This is a genomic window from Burkholderia sp. PU8-34, assembly GCF_053427725.1.
Genome location: NZ_JBSAXC010000001.1, coordinates 456,358 through 474,663, shown reverse-complemented (window position 1 = coordinate 474,663; position 18,306 = coordinate 456,358). Strand labels below are relative to the sequence as shown.

At 65.1% G+C, this 18,306-nt stretch carries 17 protein-coding genes and 2 pseudogenes; 14 read left to right on the top strand and 5 right to left on the bottom strand.

Annotated elements, in window-relative coordinates:
• Nucleotide 1 precedes the first annotated feature (1 nt).
• Nucleotides 2-148, top strand: a pseudogene (locus tag ACV22Z_RS02085) (IS6 family transposase); the annotation flags it as partial.
• Between the two features lie 116 nt (nt 149-264).
• Here the strand turns inward: ACV22Z_RS02085 and ACV22Z_RS02080 are convergent.
• Entirely contained in the window at nt 265-1,056 is a 792-nt protein-coding gene (locus ACV22Z_RS02080) for an SDR family NAD(P)-dependent oxidoreductase (protein ID WP_448074657.1), read from the bottom strand.
• A 433-nt stretch (nt 1,057-1,489) separates the two neighbouring features.
• Here ACV22Z_RS02080 and ACV22Z_RS02075 point away from each other — a divergent pair, with 433 nt between their 5' ends.
• The 6 genes from ACV22Z_RS02075 (at nt 1,490) to ACV22Z_RS02050 (ending at nt 10,503) form a co-directional block, all read left to right on the top strand.
• Nucleotides 1,490-3,634 (top strand): hydantoinase/oxoprolinase family protein, encoded by a 2,145-nt coding sequence (locus ACV22Z_RS02075; protein WP_448074656.1) that lies wholly within the window; start codon nt 1,490-1,492, stop codon nt 3,632-3,634.
• An 11-nt stretch (nt 3,635-3,645) separates the two neighbouring features.
• Nucleotides 3,646-5,970, top strand: coding sequence for a hydantoinase B/oxoprolinase family protein (locus ACV22Z_RS02070; RefSeq protein WP_448074655.1), 2,325 nt, complete (start codon nt 3,646-3,648; stop codon nt 5,968-5,970).
• Nucleotides 5,971-6,008: 38 nt separating this feature from the next.
• Nucleotides 6,009-6,515, top strand: a complete 507-nt coding sequence (locus tag ACV22Z_RS02065; protein ID WP_448074654.1) for an acetone carboxylase subunit gamma — start codon at nt 6,009-6,011, stop codon at nt 6,513-6,515.
• A 343-nt stretch (nt 6,516-6,858) separates the two neighbouring features.
• Nucleotides 6,859-8,886, top strand: a complete 2,028-nt coding sequence (locus tag ACV22Z_RS02060) for a sigma-54-dependent Fis family transcriptional regulator (RefSeq protein ID WP_448074653.1) — start codon at nt 6,859-6,861, stop codon at nt 8,884-8,886.
• Between the two features lie 455 nt (nt 8,887-9,341).
• Nucleotides 9,342-10,220 (top strand): KPN_02809 family neutral zinc metallopeptidase, encoded by an 879-nt coding sequence (gene ypfJ / locus ACV22Z_RS02055; RefSeq protein WP_448074652.1) that lies wholly within the window; start codon nt 9,342-9,344, stop codon nt 10,218-10,220.
• A gap of 127 nt (nt 10,221-10,347) precedes the next feature.
• Entirely contained in the window at nt 10,348-10,503 is a 156-nt protein-coding gene (locus tag ACV22Z_RS02050) for a hypothetical protein (RefSeq protein WP_448074651.1), read from the top strand.
• Between the two features lie 241 nt (nt 10,504-10,744).
• Here ACV22Z_RS02050 and ACV22Z_RS02045 read toward each other — a convergent pair whose 3' ends face one another.
• From ACV22Z_RS02045 to ACV22Z_RS02035, 3 genes are all read right to left on the bottom strand, one after another.
• Nucleotides 10,745-11,005 (bottom strand): transcriptional regulator, encoded by a 261-nt coding sequence (locus ACV22Z_RS02045; protein WP_448074650.1) that lies wholly within the window; start codon nt 11,003-11,005, stop codon nt 10,745-10,747.
• Between the two features lie 168 nt (nt 11,006-11,173).
• Nucleotides 11,174-11,503 carry a hypothetical protein gene (locus ACV22Z_RS02040; RefSeq protein WP_448074649.1) on the bottom strand — a complete coding sequence of 110 codons (330 nt, stop codon included), beginning with the start codon at nt 11,501-11,503 and terminating at the stop codon, nt 11,174-11,176.
• Nucleotides 11,504-11,778: 275 nt separating this feature from the next.
• Nucleotides 11,779-12,195: a hypothetical protein gene (locus ACV22Z_RS02035; protein WP_448074648.1), complete on the bottom strand. Its 417-nt coding sequence runs from the start codon at nt 12,193-12,195 to the stop codon at nt 11,779-11,781.
• Between the two features lie 3 nt (nt 12,196-12,198).
• Between ACV22Z_RS02035 and ACV22Z_RS02030 the strand changes: the two genes are divergently transcribed.
• From ACV22Z_RS02030 to ACV22Z_RS02020, 3 genes and pseudogenes are all read left to right on the top strand, one after another.
• Complete coding sequence (locus tag ACV22Z_RS02030; RefSeq protein ID WP_448074647.1) at nt 12,199-12,507, top strand: hypothetical protein; 309 nt, start codon at nt 12,199-12,201, stop codon at nt 12,505-12,507.
• Nucleotides 12,483-12,679 (top strand): annotated as a pseudogene (locus ACV22Z_RS02025) (neutral zinc metallopeptidase); the annotation flags it as partial. The gene ACV22Z_RS02030 and the pseudogene ACV22Z_RS02025, both read left to right, overlap by 25 nt.
• A gap of 184 nt (nt 12,680-12,863) precedes the next feature.
• Entirely contained in the window at nt 12,864-13,430 is a 567-nt protein-coding gene (locus ACV22Z_RS02020) for a hypothetical protein (protein WP_448074646.1), read from the top strand.
• A gap of 146 nt (nt 13,431-13,576) precedes the next feature.
• On the opposite strand, the gene ACV22Z_RS02015 is transcribed toward ACV22Z_RS02020, so the two are convergent.
• A complete protein-coding gene (locus ACV22Z_RS02015) occupies nt 13,577-14,647 on the bottom strand; it encodes an AraC family transcriptional regulator (protein ID WP_448074645.1) in 1,071 nt (356 codons plus the stop codon).
• Between the two features lie 98 nt (nt 14,648-14,745).
• On the opposite strand from ACV22Z_RS02015, the gene ACV22Z_RS02010 reads away from it, so the two are divergent.
• The 4 genes from ACV22Z_RS02010 (at nt 14,746) to ACV22Z_RS01995 (ending at nt 18,250) form a co-directional block, all read left to right on the top strand.
• Nucleotides 14,746-16,257, top strand: coding sequence for a flavin-containing monooxygenase (locus ACV22Z_RS02010; RefSeq protein WP_448074644.1), 1,512 nt, complete (start codon nt 14,746-14,748; stop codon nt 16,255-16,257).
• Between the two features lie 12 nt (nt 16,258-16,269).
• Nucleotides 16,270-17,229, top strand: coding sequence for an alpha/beta hydrolase (locus tag ACV22Z_RS02005; RefSeq protein WP_448074643.1), 960 nt, complete (start codon nt 16,270-16,272; stop codon nt 17,227-17,229).
• 10 nt (nt 17,230-17,239) lie between these two features.
• Nucleotides 17,240-17,374, top strand: coding sequence for a hypothetical protein (locus tag ACV22Z_RS02000; protein WP_448074642.1), 135 nt, complete (start codon nt 17,240-17,242; stop codon nt 17,372-17,374).
• An 87-nt stretch (nt 17,375-17,461) separates the two neighbouring features.
• Entirely contained in the window at nt 17,462-18,250 is a 789-nt protein-coding gene (locus ACV22Z_RS01995) for a response regulator transcription factor (RefSeq protein ID WP_448074641.1), read from the top strand.
• Nucleotides 18,251-18,306: the final 56 nt, after the last annotated feature.

Genomic DNA, 18,306 nt, shown 5'->3' with positions numbered 1-18,306 from the left:
TATCGAGGAACTGTTGTTCGAGCGCGGGGTTGTCGTCAGTTACGAAACTGTCCGACGCTGTTGCGATGAATTCGGCACGTGCTTCGCGCACCGTGTCAAGGCGGCTCGTCGCAAGCCCGGCACGACCTGGCACCTTGACGAAGGTTTCCAGAAACCGGATGTTCATCGAATCCAGAACGGTGTGGCTGCGCCGGGCGTGCGGCGGGTCGGGTCGATGTTAGCGGATTTTCGCTCCTTCACGCGAACGTCGCTCGCCCCACCGCGTCACAGCCCGGCAAACGCCAGCGTCGGCACGTCGACCGTCATCGCGCCGCCATCGGCGACGAGCGTCGCGCCCGTCACGAACGACGCATCCGGCGACGCGAGGAACGCGCATACTGCCGCGATTTCATCCGGATCGGCCGCGCGCCGCAGCGGTACGTCCGCGCTGACGCGCGCATACGCGCCGTCGAGCGTGTCGCCATGCGCGTCCATCAGTGGCTGCATTTCCGCGTCGGCCATCGGCGTGCGCACCCATCCCGGACACACCGCGTTCGCGCGCACGCCGTGCGGCCCGTAATCCCGCGCGAGCGAACGCGTGAGCCCGAGCAGCGCATGCTTGCCGACCGTATAGCCGCACACGCCAGGCCCGGCCGCGAGCGCCGCGATCGACGCGACCAGCACGATGCTGCCGCGCTGCGCGATCAGGTCCGGCAGGCACGCGCGCGTGCTGACGAATGCGGTGTCGAGGTTTGCATGCATCGCGTCGCGCCACTGCGTGTCGCCGGTTTCGTCCGCGCGGCCGAGGCCATGCCCGCCCGCGCACGCGACGAGCGCGTCGATGCGCCCGAAGCGTTCGGCGATCCGCGGCATGAAGCGGATCCAGTCGGCCGTGCTCGCGGCGTCGCCGGCCAGCGCGAGGCCGCCCGTTTCGGCGGCCAGCGCGTCGAGCGGCGCCTGGCGCCGCCCGATCAGCACGACGCGGTCTCCCAGGCCGGCGAAGCGGCGCGCGCAGGCGGCGCCGATGCCGGTGCCTGCGCCGGTGATCACGATCGTGTGGGGATGCGGGTGCGTCATGTCGTTCTCCGGAAGCGTGTCGATCCCGATCACTGTAGATGGCGGGCGGCCGCGCGGGTATCAGCCGAATGGCTGAACGCGAACGGCTGCCGGCAATGACGCGACGCCACACCACGTCGCGAAGTCGCTTGCATTGCCGTCGTGCCGAATCCGGGCGACGAACGCGCGATCGCCCGTCCGGCGAACCGACCGATATTCGGACGCCGAACCAGTCCGGAATCCGTCCATCCGCCGGTGCGCCGCCTACCCGCAGAAACCCGCTCCAACCAACGAGCGCCCCGCCTGGCGTGGCTTTGCCGCGACGACTCGGCCCGATCCACCGCTTGGCATGCTTGTTGCGCCCTTGCAGATGAGCCGACGCCCGGGATCGAACGATGACCCCGCTCGAACCGGAACTCGGCTCATCACGACTTCAATCATTGGAGACATCACCATGGAAGGACTTTCGCAAGTCCAGGTCTTGGGCATCGACGCGGGCGGCACGATGACCGACACCTTCTTCGTGCGCGAGGACGGACGGTTCGTCGTCGGCAAGGCGCAAAGCAATCCGGAGGATGAGTCACTCGCGATCTTCAACTCGTCGCAGGACGCGCTCGCGCATTGGCGGCGCAATGTCGACGACGTCTATCCGGAACTCGTCACCTGCGTGTACTCCGGCACGGCAATGCTCAACCGCGTCGTCCAGCGCAAGGGGCTCGACGTCGGGCTGCTCGTCAACAAGGGTTTCGAGCACGTGCACCTGATGGGGCGCGCGATCCAGAGCTACCTCGGCTATGCGCTCGAAGAGCGCATCCACCTGAATACGCACCGCTACGACGAGCCGCTCGTGCCGCTGTCGCGCACGCGCGGCGTCACCGAGCGCACGGACGTGCAGGGCGAGATCGTCATTCCGCTGCGCGAAAACGAAGTGCGGCAGGCGACGCGGGAGCTCGTCGCCGCCGGTGCGAAAGCGATCGTCATCTGCTTTCTGCAGTCGCACAAGAACGCGACGAGCGAGCGCGAGGCGCGGGACATCGTGCGCGACGAACTGGCGGCGCGCGGCGTCGATCTCCCGGTGTTCGCATCGGTCGACTACTACCCGCAGCGCAAGGAAAGCCACCGGATGAACACGACGGTGCTCGAAGCGTATGCGGCCGAGCCGTCGCGGCAGACGCTAAGGAAGGTCAGCGACCGCTTCCGCAAGCACGGCGCGAAGTTCGACCTGCGCGTGATGGCGACGCACGGCGGCACGATCAGCTGGAAAGCGAAGGAACTGGCGCGCACCATCGTGTCGGGTCCGATCGGCGGCGTGATCGGCTCGAAGCTTCTCGGCGAGGCGCTCGGCTACGACAACATCGCGTGCTCGGACATCGGCGGCACGTCGTTCGACATGGCGCTCATCACGAAGGGCAATTTCGCGATCGCGTCCGACCCGGACATGGCGCGCCTCGTGCTGTCGCTGCCGCTCGTCACGATGGATTCGGTCGGCGCGGGCGCCGGCAGCTTCGTGCGGCTCGATCCGTACAGCGGGGCCATCAAGCTCGGGCCGGACAGCGCCGGCTATCGCGTCGGCACGTGCTGGCCCGACAGCGGGCTGACGACGGTGTCCGTGTCCGATTGCCACGTCGTGCTCGGCTACCTGAACCCGGACAACTTCCTCGGCGGCCAGATCAAGCTCGACGTGAATCGCGCCCGCGAGCACATCAAGGCACAGATCGCAGATCCGCTCGGGCTCTCCGTCGAGGACGCGGCGGCCGGCGTGATCGAGCTGCTCGACCTGCAGCTGCGCGAATACCTGCGCTCGAACGTCAGCGCAAAGGGCTACAACCCGACCGAGTTCGTCTGCTTCTCGTATGGCGGCGCGGGGCCGGTTCACACGTACGGCTACACCGAAGGTCTCGGCTTCAAGGATGTCGTCGTGCCCGCGTGGGCGGCCGGCTTCTCGGCATTCGGCTGCGCGTGCGCGGATTTCGAGTACCGCTACGACAAGAGCGTCGACCTCGCGCTGCCGCAGTTCGCGCCCGACGCCGACAAGGCGCAGGCCGCGCAGACGATCCAGAAGGCGTGGTCCGAACTGGCAGCCAAGGTGATCGACGAGTTCCGCATCAACGGCTTCAGCGAGCAGGACGTGATTCTGCGGCCGGGCTTCCGGATGCAGTACATGGGCCAGCTCAACGACCTCGAAATCGAATCGCCGATCGCAAGCGCATCCGGCGCGGACGACTGGGACAAGATCGTGACGGCCTTCGAAGACACCTACGGCCGCGTGTACGCCAGTTCGGCGCGCTCGCCGGAGCTGGGCTTCTCGGTCACGGGCGCGATCATGCGCGGCATGGTCGTCACGCAGAAGCCGGTATTGCCGGAAGACCCTGTTGCCGGCCCCACGCCGCCCGCGGACGCGCGTATCGGCACGCGGCGCCTGTATCGGCACAAGCAGTGGCATGACGCGGTGATCTGGCGCATGGAGTCGCTCAAGCCGGGCAACGAGATCGCGGGGCCCGCGATCATCGAATCCGACGCGACGACGTTCGTCGTCCCGAAGGGCTTCGCCACCACGCTCGACAAGCACCGCCTCTTCCATCTCAGGGAAGTCCAGTAAGGAGACATGCGATGAACATGATGTCCAGCCAGGAAGTCGGTTTTGCCGATCTGCTGAAGAACGGCCAGACGCTCAAGCAGTTTCGCGACGCCATTCTCGAGCGCACCGCGCAAACCGGTCATTACAACGGACTCGAGCGGCTCGAGCTGCGCGAGCGCGATCCGATCCGCTACGAGAAGATGTTCTCGAAGCTGCGCGGCGGCCTCGTCCATGCGCGCGAAACGGCGAAGAAGATCGCCGCGAGCCCGATCGTCGAGCAGGAAGGGGAGCTGTGCTTCACGCTCTACAACGCGGCGGGCGACTGCGTGCTCACGTCGACGGGGATCATCATCCACGTCGGCACGATGGGCGCGGCGATCAAGTACATGATCGAGAACAACTGGGAAGCCAATCCGGGCATTCAGCCCGGCGACATGTTCACCAACAACGACTGCTCGATCGGCAACGTCCACCCGTGCGACATCGCGACGATCGTGCCGATCTTCGCGCACGGCAAGCTGGTCGGCTGGGTCGGCGGCGTCACGCACGTGATCGATACGGGCGCGGTGACGCCGGGCTCGATGTCGACGGGCCAGGTGCAGCGTTTCGGCGACGGCTACATGATCACGTGCCGCAAGACGGGGGTGAACGACACGCCGCTGCGCGACTGGCTGCACGAGAGCCAGCGCTCGGTTCGCACGCCGAAGTACTGGATTCTCGACGAGCGCACGCGTATCGCCGGGTGCCACATGATCCGCGACCTGATCGCGGATGTGATCGAGGAGGAAGGGCTCGACGCGTATGAGAAATTCAGCTTCGAGGTGATCGAGGAAGGGCGGCGCGGCCTGCAGACGCGCATCAAGGCGATGACGCTGCCCGGCAAGTATCGCAAGGTCGCGTTCGTCGACGTGCCGTACAACCATCCGGACGTGCAGACGTCATCGGCGTTCGCGAAGCTCGACTCGATCATGCATTCGCCGGTCGAGATGGAGATCCGCAAGGACGGCTCGTGGCGTCTCGATTTCGAAGGCGCGAGCCGCTGGGGCTGGCACTCGTACAACGCGCACCAGGTCGCGTTCACGAGCGGCATCTGGGTGATGATGACGCAGACGCTGGTGCCGACGCAGCGCATCAACGACGGCGCGTATTTCGGCACGGAATTCCACCTGCCCAAGGGCGCGTGGATGAACCCGGACGACCGCCGCACCGGGCATGCGTATGCGTGGCACTTCCTGGTGTCGGGCTGGAGCGCGATGTGGCGCGGCCTGTCGCAGGCGTACTTCAGCCGCGGCTATCTCGAGGAAGTCAACGCGGGGAACGCCAACACGTCGAACTGGCTGCAGGGCGGCGGGATCAACCAGGACGGCGATATCCATGCGGTCAACAGCTTCGAGGCGTCGTCGTGCGGCACCGGCGCGTGCGCGATCAAGGACGGTCTGAACCACGCGGCCGCGATCTGGAACCCCGAAGGCGACATGGGTGACATCGAGATCTGGGAGATGGCCGAACCGCTGCTGTACCTCGGCCGCAACGTGAAATCGAACTCGGGCGGCTACGGCAAGTACCGCGGCGGTTGCGGTTTCGAGACGCTGCGGATGGTCTGGAAGGCGCAGGACTGGACCATGTTCTTCATGGGCAACGGCTACATGAACAGCGACTGGGGCCTGATGGGCGGCTACCCGCCTGCCACCGGCTATCGCTTCGAAGCGCATCGCACGGGCATCAAGGAGCGCATCGCGCTCGGCGAAAGCCTGCCGCTCGGCGGCGATACGAATCCGGACCTGCCGGACTACGAGAACCATCTGAACGCCGGTGCGGTCGTCAAGCGCGACCAGCAATGCATGACCACGGAGGATTGCTACAGCAACTACGATCTGTACCTGAACTACCTGCGCGGCGGCCCGGGCTTCGGCGATCCGCTCGACCGCGAGATCGACGCGATCGAACGCGATCTCAACAACGCGGTGCTGCTGCCCGAATATGCGCAGAAGGTCTACGGGGCGGTCGCGACGCGGGACGCCAACGGCATCTGGACGGTCGATGCGCAAGCAACCGCATTGCGGCGCATCGAGATCCGCAACGAGCGTCTCGCGCGCTCGCAGCCGACCCGCGAGTGGATGAAGGGCGAGCGCGAGCGGATCCTGCTCAAGCATGCATCGACGCAGGTTCAGCACATGTTCGCGACGAGCTTTGGCCTGTCGACGAAATTCGAGCAGCAGTTCCGCAAGTTCTGGGATCTGCCGGATACGTGGACGCTCACCGAAGACGAGCTCGACGTGCCGACCTACGGCTCGAAGTTCCGCATGGACCTGTCGAAGATGCCCGACGTCAATACGGTGGTGCTGGTCGAGGAGTGACCCGGCCCATTCGCTATCACCCACATGGAGAACTGGAGATGTCTACCTACACCAAGGAACAGATCAGGAACATGGTCGACGGCAAGCTCGACTGGGACACGACGTTGCGCATGCTGTCGATGCCGAAGGACGGCGAGCGCTTCCGGATGTATGTCGACGCGCTGCAGCAGAAGCTCGGCTGGAAGGACCGCATCGTGCTGCCGCTCGGCCCGCACCTGTACATCGTGCAGCAATGGGCGACGAAGCACTGGGTCACGCAGTGCGACTGCGGCCACGTGTTCTGCGATTACCGCGACAACTGGAAGCTGCACGCGAACATCTTCGTGCGCGAATCCGAAGAGGCGATGGACGAGGTCTACCCACGCCTGATGGCGCCCGACACGCAATGGCAGGTCTACCGCGAATACTACTGCCCGACCTGCGGCGCGATGCACGACGTCGAGGCGCCGACGCCGTGGTACCCGGTCATTCACGATTTCGAACCCGATATCGATGCGTTCTACGCGGAATGGGTGAAATTGCCGGTTCCGGAGCGCGCGCAATGATCTGATGTTTGACGCTGATGGCGGGGCTCGGCGTTCGCCGGCCTCGCCCCTTGTTCGCGGGAAGCGTTCGATTTCCGGCCGTTCGATTTTCGAACGGCCGGTTTCTTTTCGGTCGTCGATTCTCGCCGGCGGGCGGGACTGGACGACGGTTTGCGGGAGGCCGCTTGCTGGCGCGCGGATTGCTTGTGATGGTTGACGCCGGACGGCCGTCGCCGTGCCGGAACGGAGTACGATAGTCGCCACGCTCGCCGCCGGCTGCGGCCGGGCGCCCCACACAGTCGACAAAAAGGCCGCTGCGACGGCCGTGCGGTTCGTGGCGTCGCGAAACCGTCAGGAGACAGACATGCAACAGAGAGGCACGCCGATGGACTGGTTTCCCAGTCCGCGTCATGACGCGAGCATCATGGCCGCCTGGGAGCATCTGGTGACGGGCAGCGAGTGGCATTCGCCCGACGTACGCGGCGTGATCGACGATTCGTGGCAGCGCTGTCTCGTCGGCCATGTCGATCCCGGCGTCGACCGTGCACCGCCGCCGCTCGATGACGACGGGCTCGTGCAGTGGCGCACGTCGAACGTTCGCCTGGTCGATGCCAGTCTGCAGCTGATGCAGCAGACCCGGGATTTCCTTTCGCAGACGGGCACGGTGATGCTGCTGGCCGATCCCAGCGGGATGATCCTCCAGCAGGAAGGCGACATGCGGATCGTCGAGCCTGCGCGAGAGGTCGGCCTCGTTCCGGGCTGCGAGTGGACCGAGCTGAATTGCGGCACCAACGCGATCGGCACCGCGCTCGCGCTCAGGCAGCCGGTCCAGATCCACGGCGCGGAGCACTTCTGCGCGGGCATCAAGCGCTGGACCTGCTCGGCGACCGTCATCCAGGATCCGCGCGACGGGCACGTCCTGGGCGTGATCGACATCTCGGGGCTTGCGGAGACCTACAACCAGTACAGCCTTGCGCTCGCGGTATCGCTTGCGGGCCGTATCGAAAGCCGGCTCGCGAAGGAGGGCATGGCGCGCCGCCTGAGCCTGCTCGACCGCTGCGCGTCGCGCTTCGGTGCGTCTTCCGCCGATGCGGTGCTCGTCGTCGACGAACGCGGCCGGCTCGTCAAGGCCAACGCGCAGGTCGTTCCCGTGTTGCGGCGGCTCGGATTCGACATCCGGTGCGACGCGGCGTTCGCGCTGCCGGAACTGGAGCACTATGCGGGCGACGGCCGCCTGCCGGCGAGTGCGCCGGCCTGGCTGGAGCGCAGCCACATCGAAACGGTGCGTGACGGCGCGGACGTGCTTGGCTACATGATCGTGACACCCGGCATCGCGAATCCCCGCGGCGCCGTCCCGATCGCGCGGGGACGGGAACGGCAGGGCGGTGTGCAGCGAGGGTTCGAGCGCATCGTCGGCGATAGCGCCGCATTGCGGGAGGCCGTGAATCGTGCGCGCCAGCTCGCGCCGTCCAAAGTGCCGGTGCTGCTGCTCGGCGAGACCGGCGTCGGCAAGGAGCTGTTCGCGCAGGGTATCCACCAGGCGAGCGATCGCGCCGACGGTCCGTTCGTCGCGCTCAATTGCGGCGGGTTGTCGAGAGACCTGCTCGCGAGCGAACTGTTCGGCTACGCGGAGGGCGCTTTTACCGGCGCACGCAAGTCCGGTGCGGCGGGCAAGATCGAGGCGGCTGACGGCGGCACGCTGTTTCTCGACGAGATCGGGGAAATGCCGCTCGACATCCAGCCGCATCTGCTGCGCGTGCTGGAGGAGAACGAAATCTATCGGCTTGGCGAGAACACGCCGCGCAGGGTGAATTTCCGGCTGGTCGCGGCGACGCACCGCGATCTGAAGGACGCCGTGGCGAAAGGCCAGTTCCGGATGGATCTGTACTACCGGATCGCGGTCACGACCGTGTCGATTCCGAACCTGCGCGAGCGTGGCGAGGACCTGCCCGCGCTGATCGCGCATTGGCTCGGGCACCTGTGCGAGTGCTACGGCCTCTCCCCGAGGTCGTTCGACGACGATGCGTATGCGCGCCTGTTGCGCTATTCGTGGCCCGGCAACGTCCGTGAACTGCGCAACGCGATCGAAGGCTCGCTGCTGCTGTCGGACGGCCCCGTGATCAAGGCGGACAAGCTGCCTGCGGAGATCGGGGCGGCGGTGTCGATCGATACGAGCACCGTGCGGGCCACCGACGCGCTCGTGCCGAATGCCGACGATTCGTTGAGGAAGGCCGAGGCGGAATCGATCCGCCGCGCGCTTGCGCGTCATGCCGGCAACCTGACGAAGACTGCGGGCCAGCTCGGCATTGCGAAGAGCACGCTCTACGAAAAGATCCGAAAGTATCGCCTGCTCGACGCGGTGAGCGACGTTCGCAGGGGGCGCGCGAAGTAAACCGCAGCGGCGTGACCATGTGGCGGGCGCGCAAGCCCGCTTCGTCTTCTCGATGACAGGACAAGTAACCGAAACGGGCTTGCGCCTGTCCTCTCGTCGTCTCATCCTCCCGGGCCGCACGTGCCGTCATTTTGCAAAGAATGACGATGTCGCCGGCTCGATCGCTCTATGCTCCGTATTTTTTTGCGATAAGCCGCCAAGGGCGGCAAAATGGCGGCGGCCACGCGCGCCGTTGCGGGACGCGCCGGTCTGTCATTCGGGCGCCCCGATTGTCGTGTATCGACATGTCTGCGAGGTGGTCACGCGTGACTGGCCGGGTGGTGCCGCGGTTGCGTGGTTGCCGGGCTTCGGCGCCACCGCGCGATGGCGAGCCGGACGCTTTCCGTCGCAATGGGAATCTGTCGCCTGCCGGGGTCTGTCCGGCCGGCAAACGACAACGAAGGGAGGAGCCGGCCATGAGGCTGGACGACGAAACCGAAAGCCAGAACGTCGAGGACCGCCGCGGTGCGGGTGGTGGTTTGGGCGGCGGGCGGGGCGCGACGATCGGCATCGGCACGCTCGTCGTCGCGTTCGCCGCATCGTATTTCTTCGGCATCGATCCGCGCGTGATTCTCGAAGGCGCGTCTGCGCTGCAAGGCGCGCAACAACATGCGCAGCCTGCGCCGGCGCAGCGCCAGGGGCCGCCTGCGACCGACGCCGGCGCGGTGTTCACCCGCAAGGTGCTCGGCAACATCGAACGGACCTGGACGACCATCTTCACGATGCAGCTGCACGAGCAGTACCAGCCGCCGAAGCTCGTGATGTTCACGAACGCGACGCCGACGGCGTGCGGCACCGGGCAGACCGCGATGGGGCCGTTCTACTGTCCGGGCGACCGCAAGGTGTATATCGATCTCGGCTTCTACGACGAACTGCGCCGGCGCTTCGGCGGGGGCGGCGATTTTGCGCAGGCGTATGTGATCGCGCACGAGGTCGGCCATCACGTGCAGAACCTGCTCGGCATTTCCGGGAAGGTCGACGCCGCGCGCCGGCGATCGAGCCAAGCGCACTCGAACGCGCTGTCGGTGCGAATGGAACTGCAGGCTGATTGCTTCGCCGGCGTGTGGGCGAACAACGCGCAGCGCGCGAATCAGCGGCTCATCGAGCCCGGCGATTTCGAGCAGGGGTTGAAGGCGGCTGCGGCGATCGGCGACGATCGCCTGCAGCAGCAAGGGCAGGGTTATGTAGTGCCGGAGAGCTTTACGCACGGCACCAGCCAACAGCGTGTGTACTGGCTGCGGCGCGGGCTCGAGTCGGGTGAGTTGAGCGCGTGCGATACGTTCGCGGCGCGGTGACGAAGATGGCCGGCAAGTCGGTGGCCCCAGATGCAATGAGGGGTTCTGCGCATGACGCAGGTATCGGGAAATAGCGTCTCAAGCCGCCTAAAATTCAGTCATGGTCGCGTTCGGTGTGGAGGCTGCCATGACTCAGTCGATGATCGGTGTGGTGGTTGGATGTGCGGTGGTCGCGGTTGTCGCAGTCGCGCTGGTTCGCCGTTATTGGAGTGAGCATTCTGGCGCGAATATGACTTTGTGGCTGGATTCCCACCACATGGGCTGGATGCATCGCAAACATTGACGTCTGCCCACAGGTGGCGACAACACCGGCCTGTCGAAAATTAATGGGGGGCGGAATCCGCGGCCGCGGGTGGGGGCGATTGCGTGAAATTCTTGCAGAGGGTGCTTGCAAGGAAACCATCGTGGATGACGAAGTCCGTGCAACTCACACGTACGTGGCCCGCCTTCGAGGGATGTACACCAAGTCCGGACGCTATCGCGGAATCGTATACCTCCCCCGCGCTTCGACGGAATTCGGGATCTCATTCCGGTCTATTGAAGGCACCCGCTTCGAGATCTTTCCTGAAGTGCTGTAGCCAGTCGCTTTCGTCGCCGATCACGTATTCCTTCGCAATCTGCGTCGAGAGCCGGGTTATGGTGACATAGCCCTGTAGTCCGAGGTTCTCGTCACCCTTCGGGTCCGTCGTATCCGTTTCCTGAAGATCGAAATCGCCTTCTGCCAAACCACGGCGCGCCAGGGTCGCCAGAAAGTTTCGGTGTTCATCCGGTTCGATCAGCCGCATGTTCGGCCCCCTCGTGTTCAGCGGAGATGTCGCTGGCTCGGTGCTCGGTGCCTCGGGGGCGACGCCACCCGTTCAAGCGTTGAAATCATGCGCAGCGTACCCATGACGCATGCCTCACGATCCCCCGCATGAGGCGCTGCCAGGAAGCAAGCATCATTGCCCGCGGTTTTATCGTCTGGGGCCTTTCATGCTTTCCGACTCCATGGCCGCATTTCGCTCCTCACTCGCCTCGATCGGATCCATCGCTTCGTCAACCGAGGCCGTTGCGCGCTCAGCAGCCGCTTTTGTTTCGTCTTCCAGGGTGTCGGCATTGTCGTCGCCGTCACCGTCACTGTCACCCGGGGGTAGCAGCATGTCCTTGAGCATCGCGCTCAGCTCCGGCGTGTCCCACGGCAGGCCACGCCTGATTTGGACCTTTATGTAGTGCCTGACTTCCGCGTCCTGCTCCGCGGTAAGCGGCAGCCCCCTGAAGGTGCTTTGGGGGTCAGAATTTGTCATCACTTTCCCCTCCAGATATTACTTTTTCAGTGTAGTCCCATTGCGACCATGAGCGCCGTGACTGCAGCGCTCGTGTGTCAATTCAAATGCCACGTGCGCAAAGCATGCTGCTTCTCCATGACCACCCGTCCGACCATGCGACTCGCATCGTCGGTGCAGGCGTGGCGGGAACTGATCCGAACGCGACATCGGATGCCACACCCGGGATCAAAGCGAACAACGCCTTCTTGCCGCACCAGAATGCTGGCGCCCGCAACAGCCGCGATCAACCAGCGTCAGCGCACCGGCTCGCGAGCAGTGATGCGCGCCCATGCCGCCCGGAGGCGTCGCGCGCGGTCTTCAAAGAGATATGACGCAATCAACGTCAACAGGCCGGAAATCACCCCCGTCACGACGTGCTCGACAAAGGGTATGCGGTAGTGGCTTGCATGCGAGTAGGCATCGCCCAAGGTTGTCAGCAAGCCGACGATCAGCGCATTGCCGTATCGATGCGAGTAGAGTTTCGCTGCAGGCGTGAACGTCAAAAGTACGGCCAGAACGCCGGTGAGCAGACCGGTCTGGAGTGCTATCGTCCAGTGCACAAGGCTCGTCACATTGCCCCAGCTTCCCGGCATGCAGGTCATGCACGCGCTGGTCGGCTGCCAGAAGCGCTGGATAAACAGCCGGAAACGACGCTTCCACTCGCTTGACATGACATGAACCCGATGAATGCCGTTGTCACGGCCGACGCCACGAACGTTTCATTGGCGTTGCTGGCAAGCCCAACCGGCTTGACGTTCTTGCCGCGGCCAAGGATGCGCTCAATCTGCGCGCCGTCGAACCCGAACGACAACGTGAACATGAGGGGAATACTACACCCCGATGGCCCGGCTGCCGTTTCGATCGCCACCACGAACCTGCGAAGGCGCGAGATCGAACCACTGCCGGCACGCGCGCGACAGCGCGGACTGCGCCGGCGCTTCGGCGCGGGCGGGGGCGGGGCGATTTTGCGCAGGCATACGTGATCGCGCACGAGGTCGACCATCACGTGCAGAACCTGCCCGGCATTTCCGGGAAGGTCGACGCCCGCGCGCCGGCGGTCGAGCGAAGCGCACGCGAACGCGCTGTCGGTGCGCATGGAACTGCAGGCCGACTGCTTCGCCGGCGTGTGGGCGAATCATCTACAGCGTGGCAATCGACTGGCCGTTAGGGATACAAGCGAACAGCCGGAACATTGCCGGCGAACGGTTCGTGTCGCCCCGCGATCGGATCGTCGCCATGTATTTCCCGAGCGATTCAAAGGTGCATTACTGGCGCTCTGCAAACTTGGTATTCTTTGAACGATGGTCTTCGGCTTCAACCTTTGCGTTGGGAGGTCAAGATGATGTTCGATCCGGAACGGTTCATCGCAGACTGCCGCCTTGCTCTGGCTGAGGACCCATCGCACAAGTCGGTCCATGAAGTGGTCGCTCGCGCGGTTGCGGATCCTGCGAGTGTTCTCAAGGGATTGGGGGAGCCAAGGCGCGCCGAGGTTCAGAAGCTCTACCATTCAGAGGACCTGACGATTCTCAACGTCATCTGGGGCCCTCGAATGATGTTCTTGCCCCATAACCATCAAATGTGGGCAGTCGTTGGCGTGTACACCGGCCGCGAGGACAATATTTTCTGGCGTCGCATCCCGGGCAGTGCGAACGGCAGGGTGGAGGCCGCTGGTGCCAAGGCGCTATGCGAGAAGGACGCAGAACCACTTGGGCTCAACGTCATTCATTCAGTGACCAACCCGATTTCTCGTTTGACGGGCGCGATCCACGTTTACGGTGGCGACTTTTTTGGTGTCGTGCGCAGTGAGTGGGACCCGGAGACCCTCCTCGAGCAACGCTACGATCTGGAGAAGAACATGCGGCTGTTCGAAGAAGCCAATGCCGCCCTGGCCGGCAGCAAATCTTAGGCCGAACGCCGCGTTGCGATGCGAATCAATTGAGCGGCCGTTGTACTGTGGAAGCTGCCGTCCAGGTAACGGTCGGTTGACGGGCCGAAGTAGGTCGCATCGGCCGCCAGCGTCAGGCAGTTGTCGCTCGTGATGCGTCATGCGCGTCACCGTGGCATGTCGCTCGAGGCCTGATCCTCAGCCTCTTTCTCGAACCCGCTGAAATCCCGCCGATCGCCACCACGAACCTGCGAAGGCGTGAGATCGAACCACTGCCGGCACGCGCGCGACAACGCGGACTGCGCCGGAAAGCCGAGCATCAGCGCAATCTGGCCGATCGTCAGTCGGGTGTTGCGGAGGTAATGCACCGCGAGGTGCTGGCGAACCTCATCCTTGAGGATCTCGAAACTTGTGTTCTCTTCCGACAGACGGCGTTGCAGCGTCCTCGGATGCATCGCGAGCAGCGACGCGACACTGGATTTGTCGCAGCTCGACGCCCCCAGCGTCTGCCGCAGCACCTGGCGGACGCGATCGGACGTGCTCCCCTGAGCCTCGCCGAAGTTGCGGAAAATATAGTCTTCCGCGATCTGGCGAAGGGTTGCGCTCGCGCCCTGGACGCCGATGGCAAACGTATCGCGACCGATGTGCAGGGTTGCTCTGGCGGGCTCCTCCAATAATCGCGCGCCGAAGAATCGCTCGTATACGCCGCGGCTGACGACCGGATCGTGCGGGATCGACACGGCGCGCAGATCGTATTTGTCTCCCGCAAACAACCGCAGGAAATTGTGCGCGTCCGCGAGGCAGAGATCGATGTTCTGGCGCATGTTGACGTGACCGGACAGGCGAAGCTCGACGGACACCTCCACCGTGTCCTTCACGGTCGGGTTGCGCTCGTTGACCGTCAGGACGATGCCCGGACTGTGCACGAACAGGTAACGGACCACGTCGTTCAGCGCGTCCCTGAGGGTGGGCGCGTTGCGCATCACGATGCTGACCGGGCCGAGCACGTCGATGCTCTGGTGCAGCGACATGCGCAGGCCGAAATCGCCGCATCCGGTGACGTCGGCGCTGGCTTCCAGCAGATGCGTCGCGGAACGCAGCGAAATCATCGCGTTGTCCGTGTCGAGCGACGCCTCCGCGATGTGATAACGGCGCATCAGCGGCGCGGGATCGTATCCCAGGTCGCGCATCAAGGCCGGGTAGCCACGCAGGCCGCTCGCTCTCACCAAGGCATCCATGGCTCAAAATGTAAAACAATCGTCTCGTGACGTCAAACTTCGGCGCGTCGCCGTCGCTAGAGTGTGCTCATCAATCAAAGCGAGCGAGGAGACCTTCGATGAACGCCGACTACGACGTATTGATCATTGGCGCCGGCATTTCCGGTATCGGCATAGCGTGCCATCTGGCAAGGGAGTGCCCGGGGAAGCGCGTCGGGATTCTCGAGCGGCGCAACGCGATCGGCGGTACGTGGGACCTGTTCCGTTATCCGGGGATCCGCTCCGATTCGGACATGTTCAGCTTCGGCTATCGGTTCCGGCCGTGGCACGACTACAAGGTTCTCGCCGACGGCCCGTCGATCCGGCGCTATATTGCCGACACCGCGCGCGAGCATGGCGTCGACCGGCTCATCCATTTCGGCGTCAGGATCGACGACGCGTCGTGGTCGACCGAGCAGCGCCGCTGGACGGTCAGCGCCCGGCATGAAGGCACGGGGCAGACGTCGACCTTCACCTGCAAGACCCTCGTTCCGTGCACCGGCTACTACAACCATGACCAGGGCTTTCTGCCGGATTTTCCGGGGCAGGCGCGCTTCAAGGGGCTGCGCATTCACCCGCAGCACTGGCCCGACGATCTCGACTATCGCGGCAAGCGCGTCGTCGTGATCGGCAGCGGCGCCACGGCCGTCACGCTCGTGCCCGCGATGGCCGACAAGGCGGCCCATGTCACCATGCTGCAGCGCTCGCCGAGCTACATCTTTTCGGTGCCGGCCTACGACAAGCTTTCCGCCGCGCTGGATCGCGTGCTGCCGACCCGCTGGGTATACGGCATCGCGCGCTGGCGGAATATCCGGCTGCAGCGCTTCCTCTACAAGGCCGCCAAGCGGTGGCCGCGCCGGATCCGGTCCTGGCTGCTGTCCCATGTCGAGAAGCAGCTCGGCGGCGGCGTGGACATGCGTCACTTCACGCCGAACTACAACCCCTGGGACGAGCGTCTGTGCGCGGTTCCGGACGGCGATCTGTTCAAGGTTCTCCGCGACGGCCGGGCGTCCGTCGTGACCGACCACATCGACACGTTCACGGAAAACGGGATCCTGCTGAAATCCGGCCAGACGCTCGAAGCGGACGTCATCGTCACGGCGACCGGGCTGCAACTGCAATCGCTCGGCGGCATGAACGTGCATGTCGACGGACGGCGGATCGAGGTCAGCAACGTGATGACGTACAAGGGTGTGCTGGTGCAGGACGTTCCGAATTTCGCCTACCTGTTCGGCTATACCAACGCGCCGTGGACACTCAAGGTCGACATGGCCGCGGCCTACGTGTGCCGCCTGTTGAAGCACATGGATGAGGAAGGCCTCGACATGGTGACGGCACGCGCGCCGAACGACGAAATGCTCGACGAATCGATCCTCGGTTCGTTGCAGTCCGGCTACGTGCAGCGCGGCCAGAGCGTGCTGCCGCGCCAGGGGCGGGCGTTGCCGTGGCGCGTGCTCCACAGCCTCGAGGCCGATCGCGAGATGCTGCTGAAGGACGCGATTGCCGATCCCGCGCTCGAATTCCGCCGCGCAGTGACCGGTGCGGACGCATCCATCGCTCGTCTGGCCAACCGGCAGGCCGCGTCCGCGTGACCGGAGACGACCATGCTCAGCTTCGATTCCCGATTTCCGAGCCACGGCGAGTATTGCGCCGGGACGCTGATGCTGCCGCATGCCGGCGCGAACCCGCCTGTCATCGTGATGGCGCACGGCTTCGGCGCGACACGCGCGGCGGGGTTGCACGCGTTTGCGCGGCGCTTCATCGCGCAGGGGTACGCGGTATACCTGTTCGACTATCGCAATTTCGGCGACAGCGACGGAACGCCCCGGCACTGGGTCAGCCCGCGCCGGCACCTCGCAGATTGGGCCGCGGCCGTCGCGCATGTGCGCACGCTGTCCGGCATCGATCCGGAACGCATCGTGCTGTGGGGTACGTCGTTTTCCGGCGGGCACGTGATCGAAACGGCCGCGAACGATCGCCGGATTCATGCGGTGATCGCCCAGGTGCCGCATGTAAGCGGCATCGCCAGCACGCGACAGATGCCGATGCACGTGCTGCCGCGATTGGCGCTGGCGGCGCTGCTCGACCACGGCGGCAGGCTGTTCGGCTATCCGTACTATCGGCCGATCGTCGGGCGTCCCGGCGACGTCGCGGCGCTGACGAGCGCCGAATGCCGGGAAGGCTACGCCCGATTGCTTCCGGCGGGAGCCAACTGGGAAAACAAGGTGCTTGCCCGGGTTTTCCTGGAAGTGCCGTTCTACAGCCCGATTCGCTCGGCCCGTCGCGTGACGGCGCCGACGCTGATCGTCGCCGGCCGGCGCGACACGGTCACGCCCGCGTCGGCGGCCTGGCGTGCGGCGATGCGCATCCCGCAATGCGAATTTCATCTGCTGGATGGCAACCACTTCGAGCTTCATCTCGAAGACGAGGCGGTCTGTCTGCAGAATATCGCGCTGCAGCTCGACTTCCTGAACAGGCACGTCTGCCTCGACCGGCCTGTCCTGACAACGGGCGCCCGGCAGGGCCGGCAAGTGCGGCCCGTGGACGCCCTTGCATCCGAGTGAACGGTTTCTGATGCAAATCGATCGCGTTCCGCTGAATCCCGTGATGCTGGAAGATGCCGGGCACCATCCGCTGGAGCAGGCGGGGCCCGGCCGGATGATTCAGCCGGTGTACGCGTTCTGCGTCGATGCGGCGCGGGAGGCGTGACGCCGACGCGTTGCCGATTCGTGCTCACGCGCTGCCCGCCGCCGCCTGTAGTCTGCCCCGACATCCGATGCGTCCGCCCGCCTGCCGATGCCCATCACGCCGACCTCATCCGTTCCTTCCGACGCCGACGCCGCCGCCGTTGCCGCAGCCGACTGGCAGCACGCGTTGCGTGCGTGCGCGGACGCGTTCGACGCGTTCGCCAGCCCGTCCGCGATCGTGTTCTACCGGCTTGACGACAGCGGCGAACCGGCCGATTTCGAGCTGTTCGGGATGCCGGAATCGATGCACCGCACCTACGTTGCCCGCTACCGGATGCTCGATCCGCTGCATCCGTCCCGCTGCGCGACGGGCGCCGGCGCGGTCGTCACGCTCGCGTCGCAACTGCCCGACGAGCGTCGCGATGCATCCGCGTACTGGACCCGCTTCCTGCGTCGTCACGATGTTGCCGATGTCGTCGAAATCTGGCTGCGCGATGCGGGGCGGACGGTTGGCGCGTTCTCGCTGCTGCGCTTTGGCGCGGCCGGCCAAGGCGCGACCGGCGAACGAACGGTGGGGCGGCGTGGAGATGCGAGTCACGCGGCCAGCCGGTTCATGCCGGGGGAAATCGATGCACTCGTGCGCCTGCAGCCCGTCGCGGAAGCTGCATTGAGTCCGCTGCTGCGCGCCCGGCGCGGGATACACCGGATCGGCTGCGAGGAACGCCTGACCTATCGCGAGGAGCAGATCGCGCGCCTCGTGCGCGACGGCCGCTCGAACAAGGAGATCGCGCGCGATCTCGCGCTCGGCCCGCCGACCGTCAAGACCCACCTGATGCGCATGTACCGCAAGCTCAGCGTGTCGAACCGGACCGAGCTGGTTGGGGCGCTGTTCCTGTAATTGAGCGGACAAGCGCACACATCCGCGTCTACCCGCCACGCGCTGCCAATTTGCGC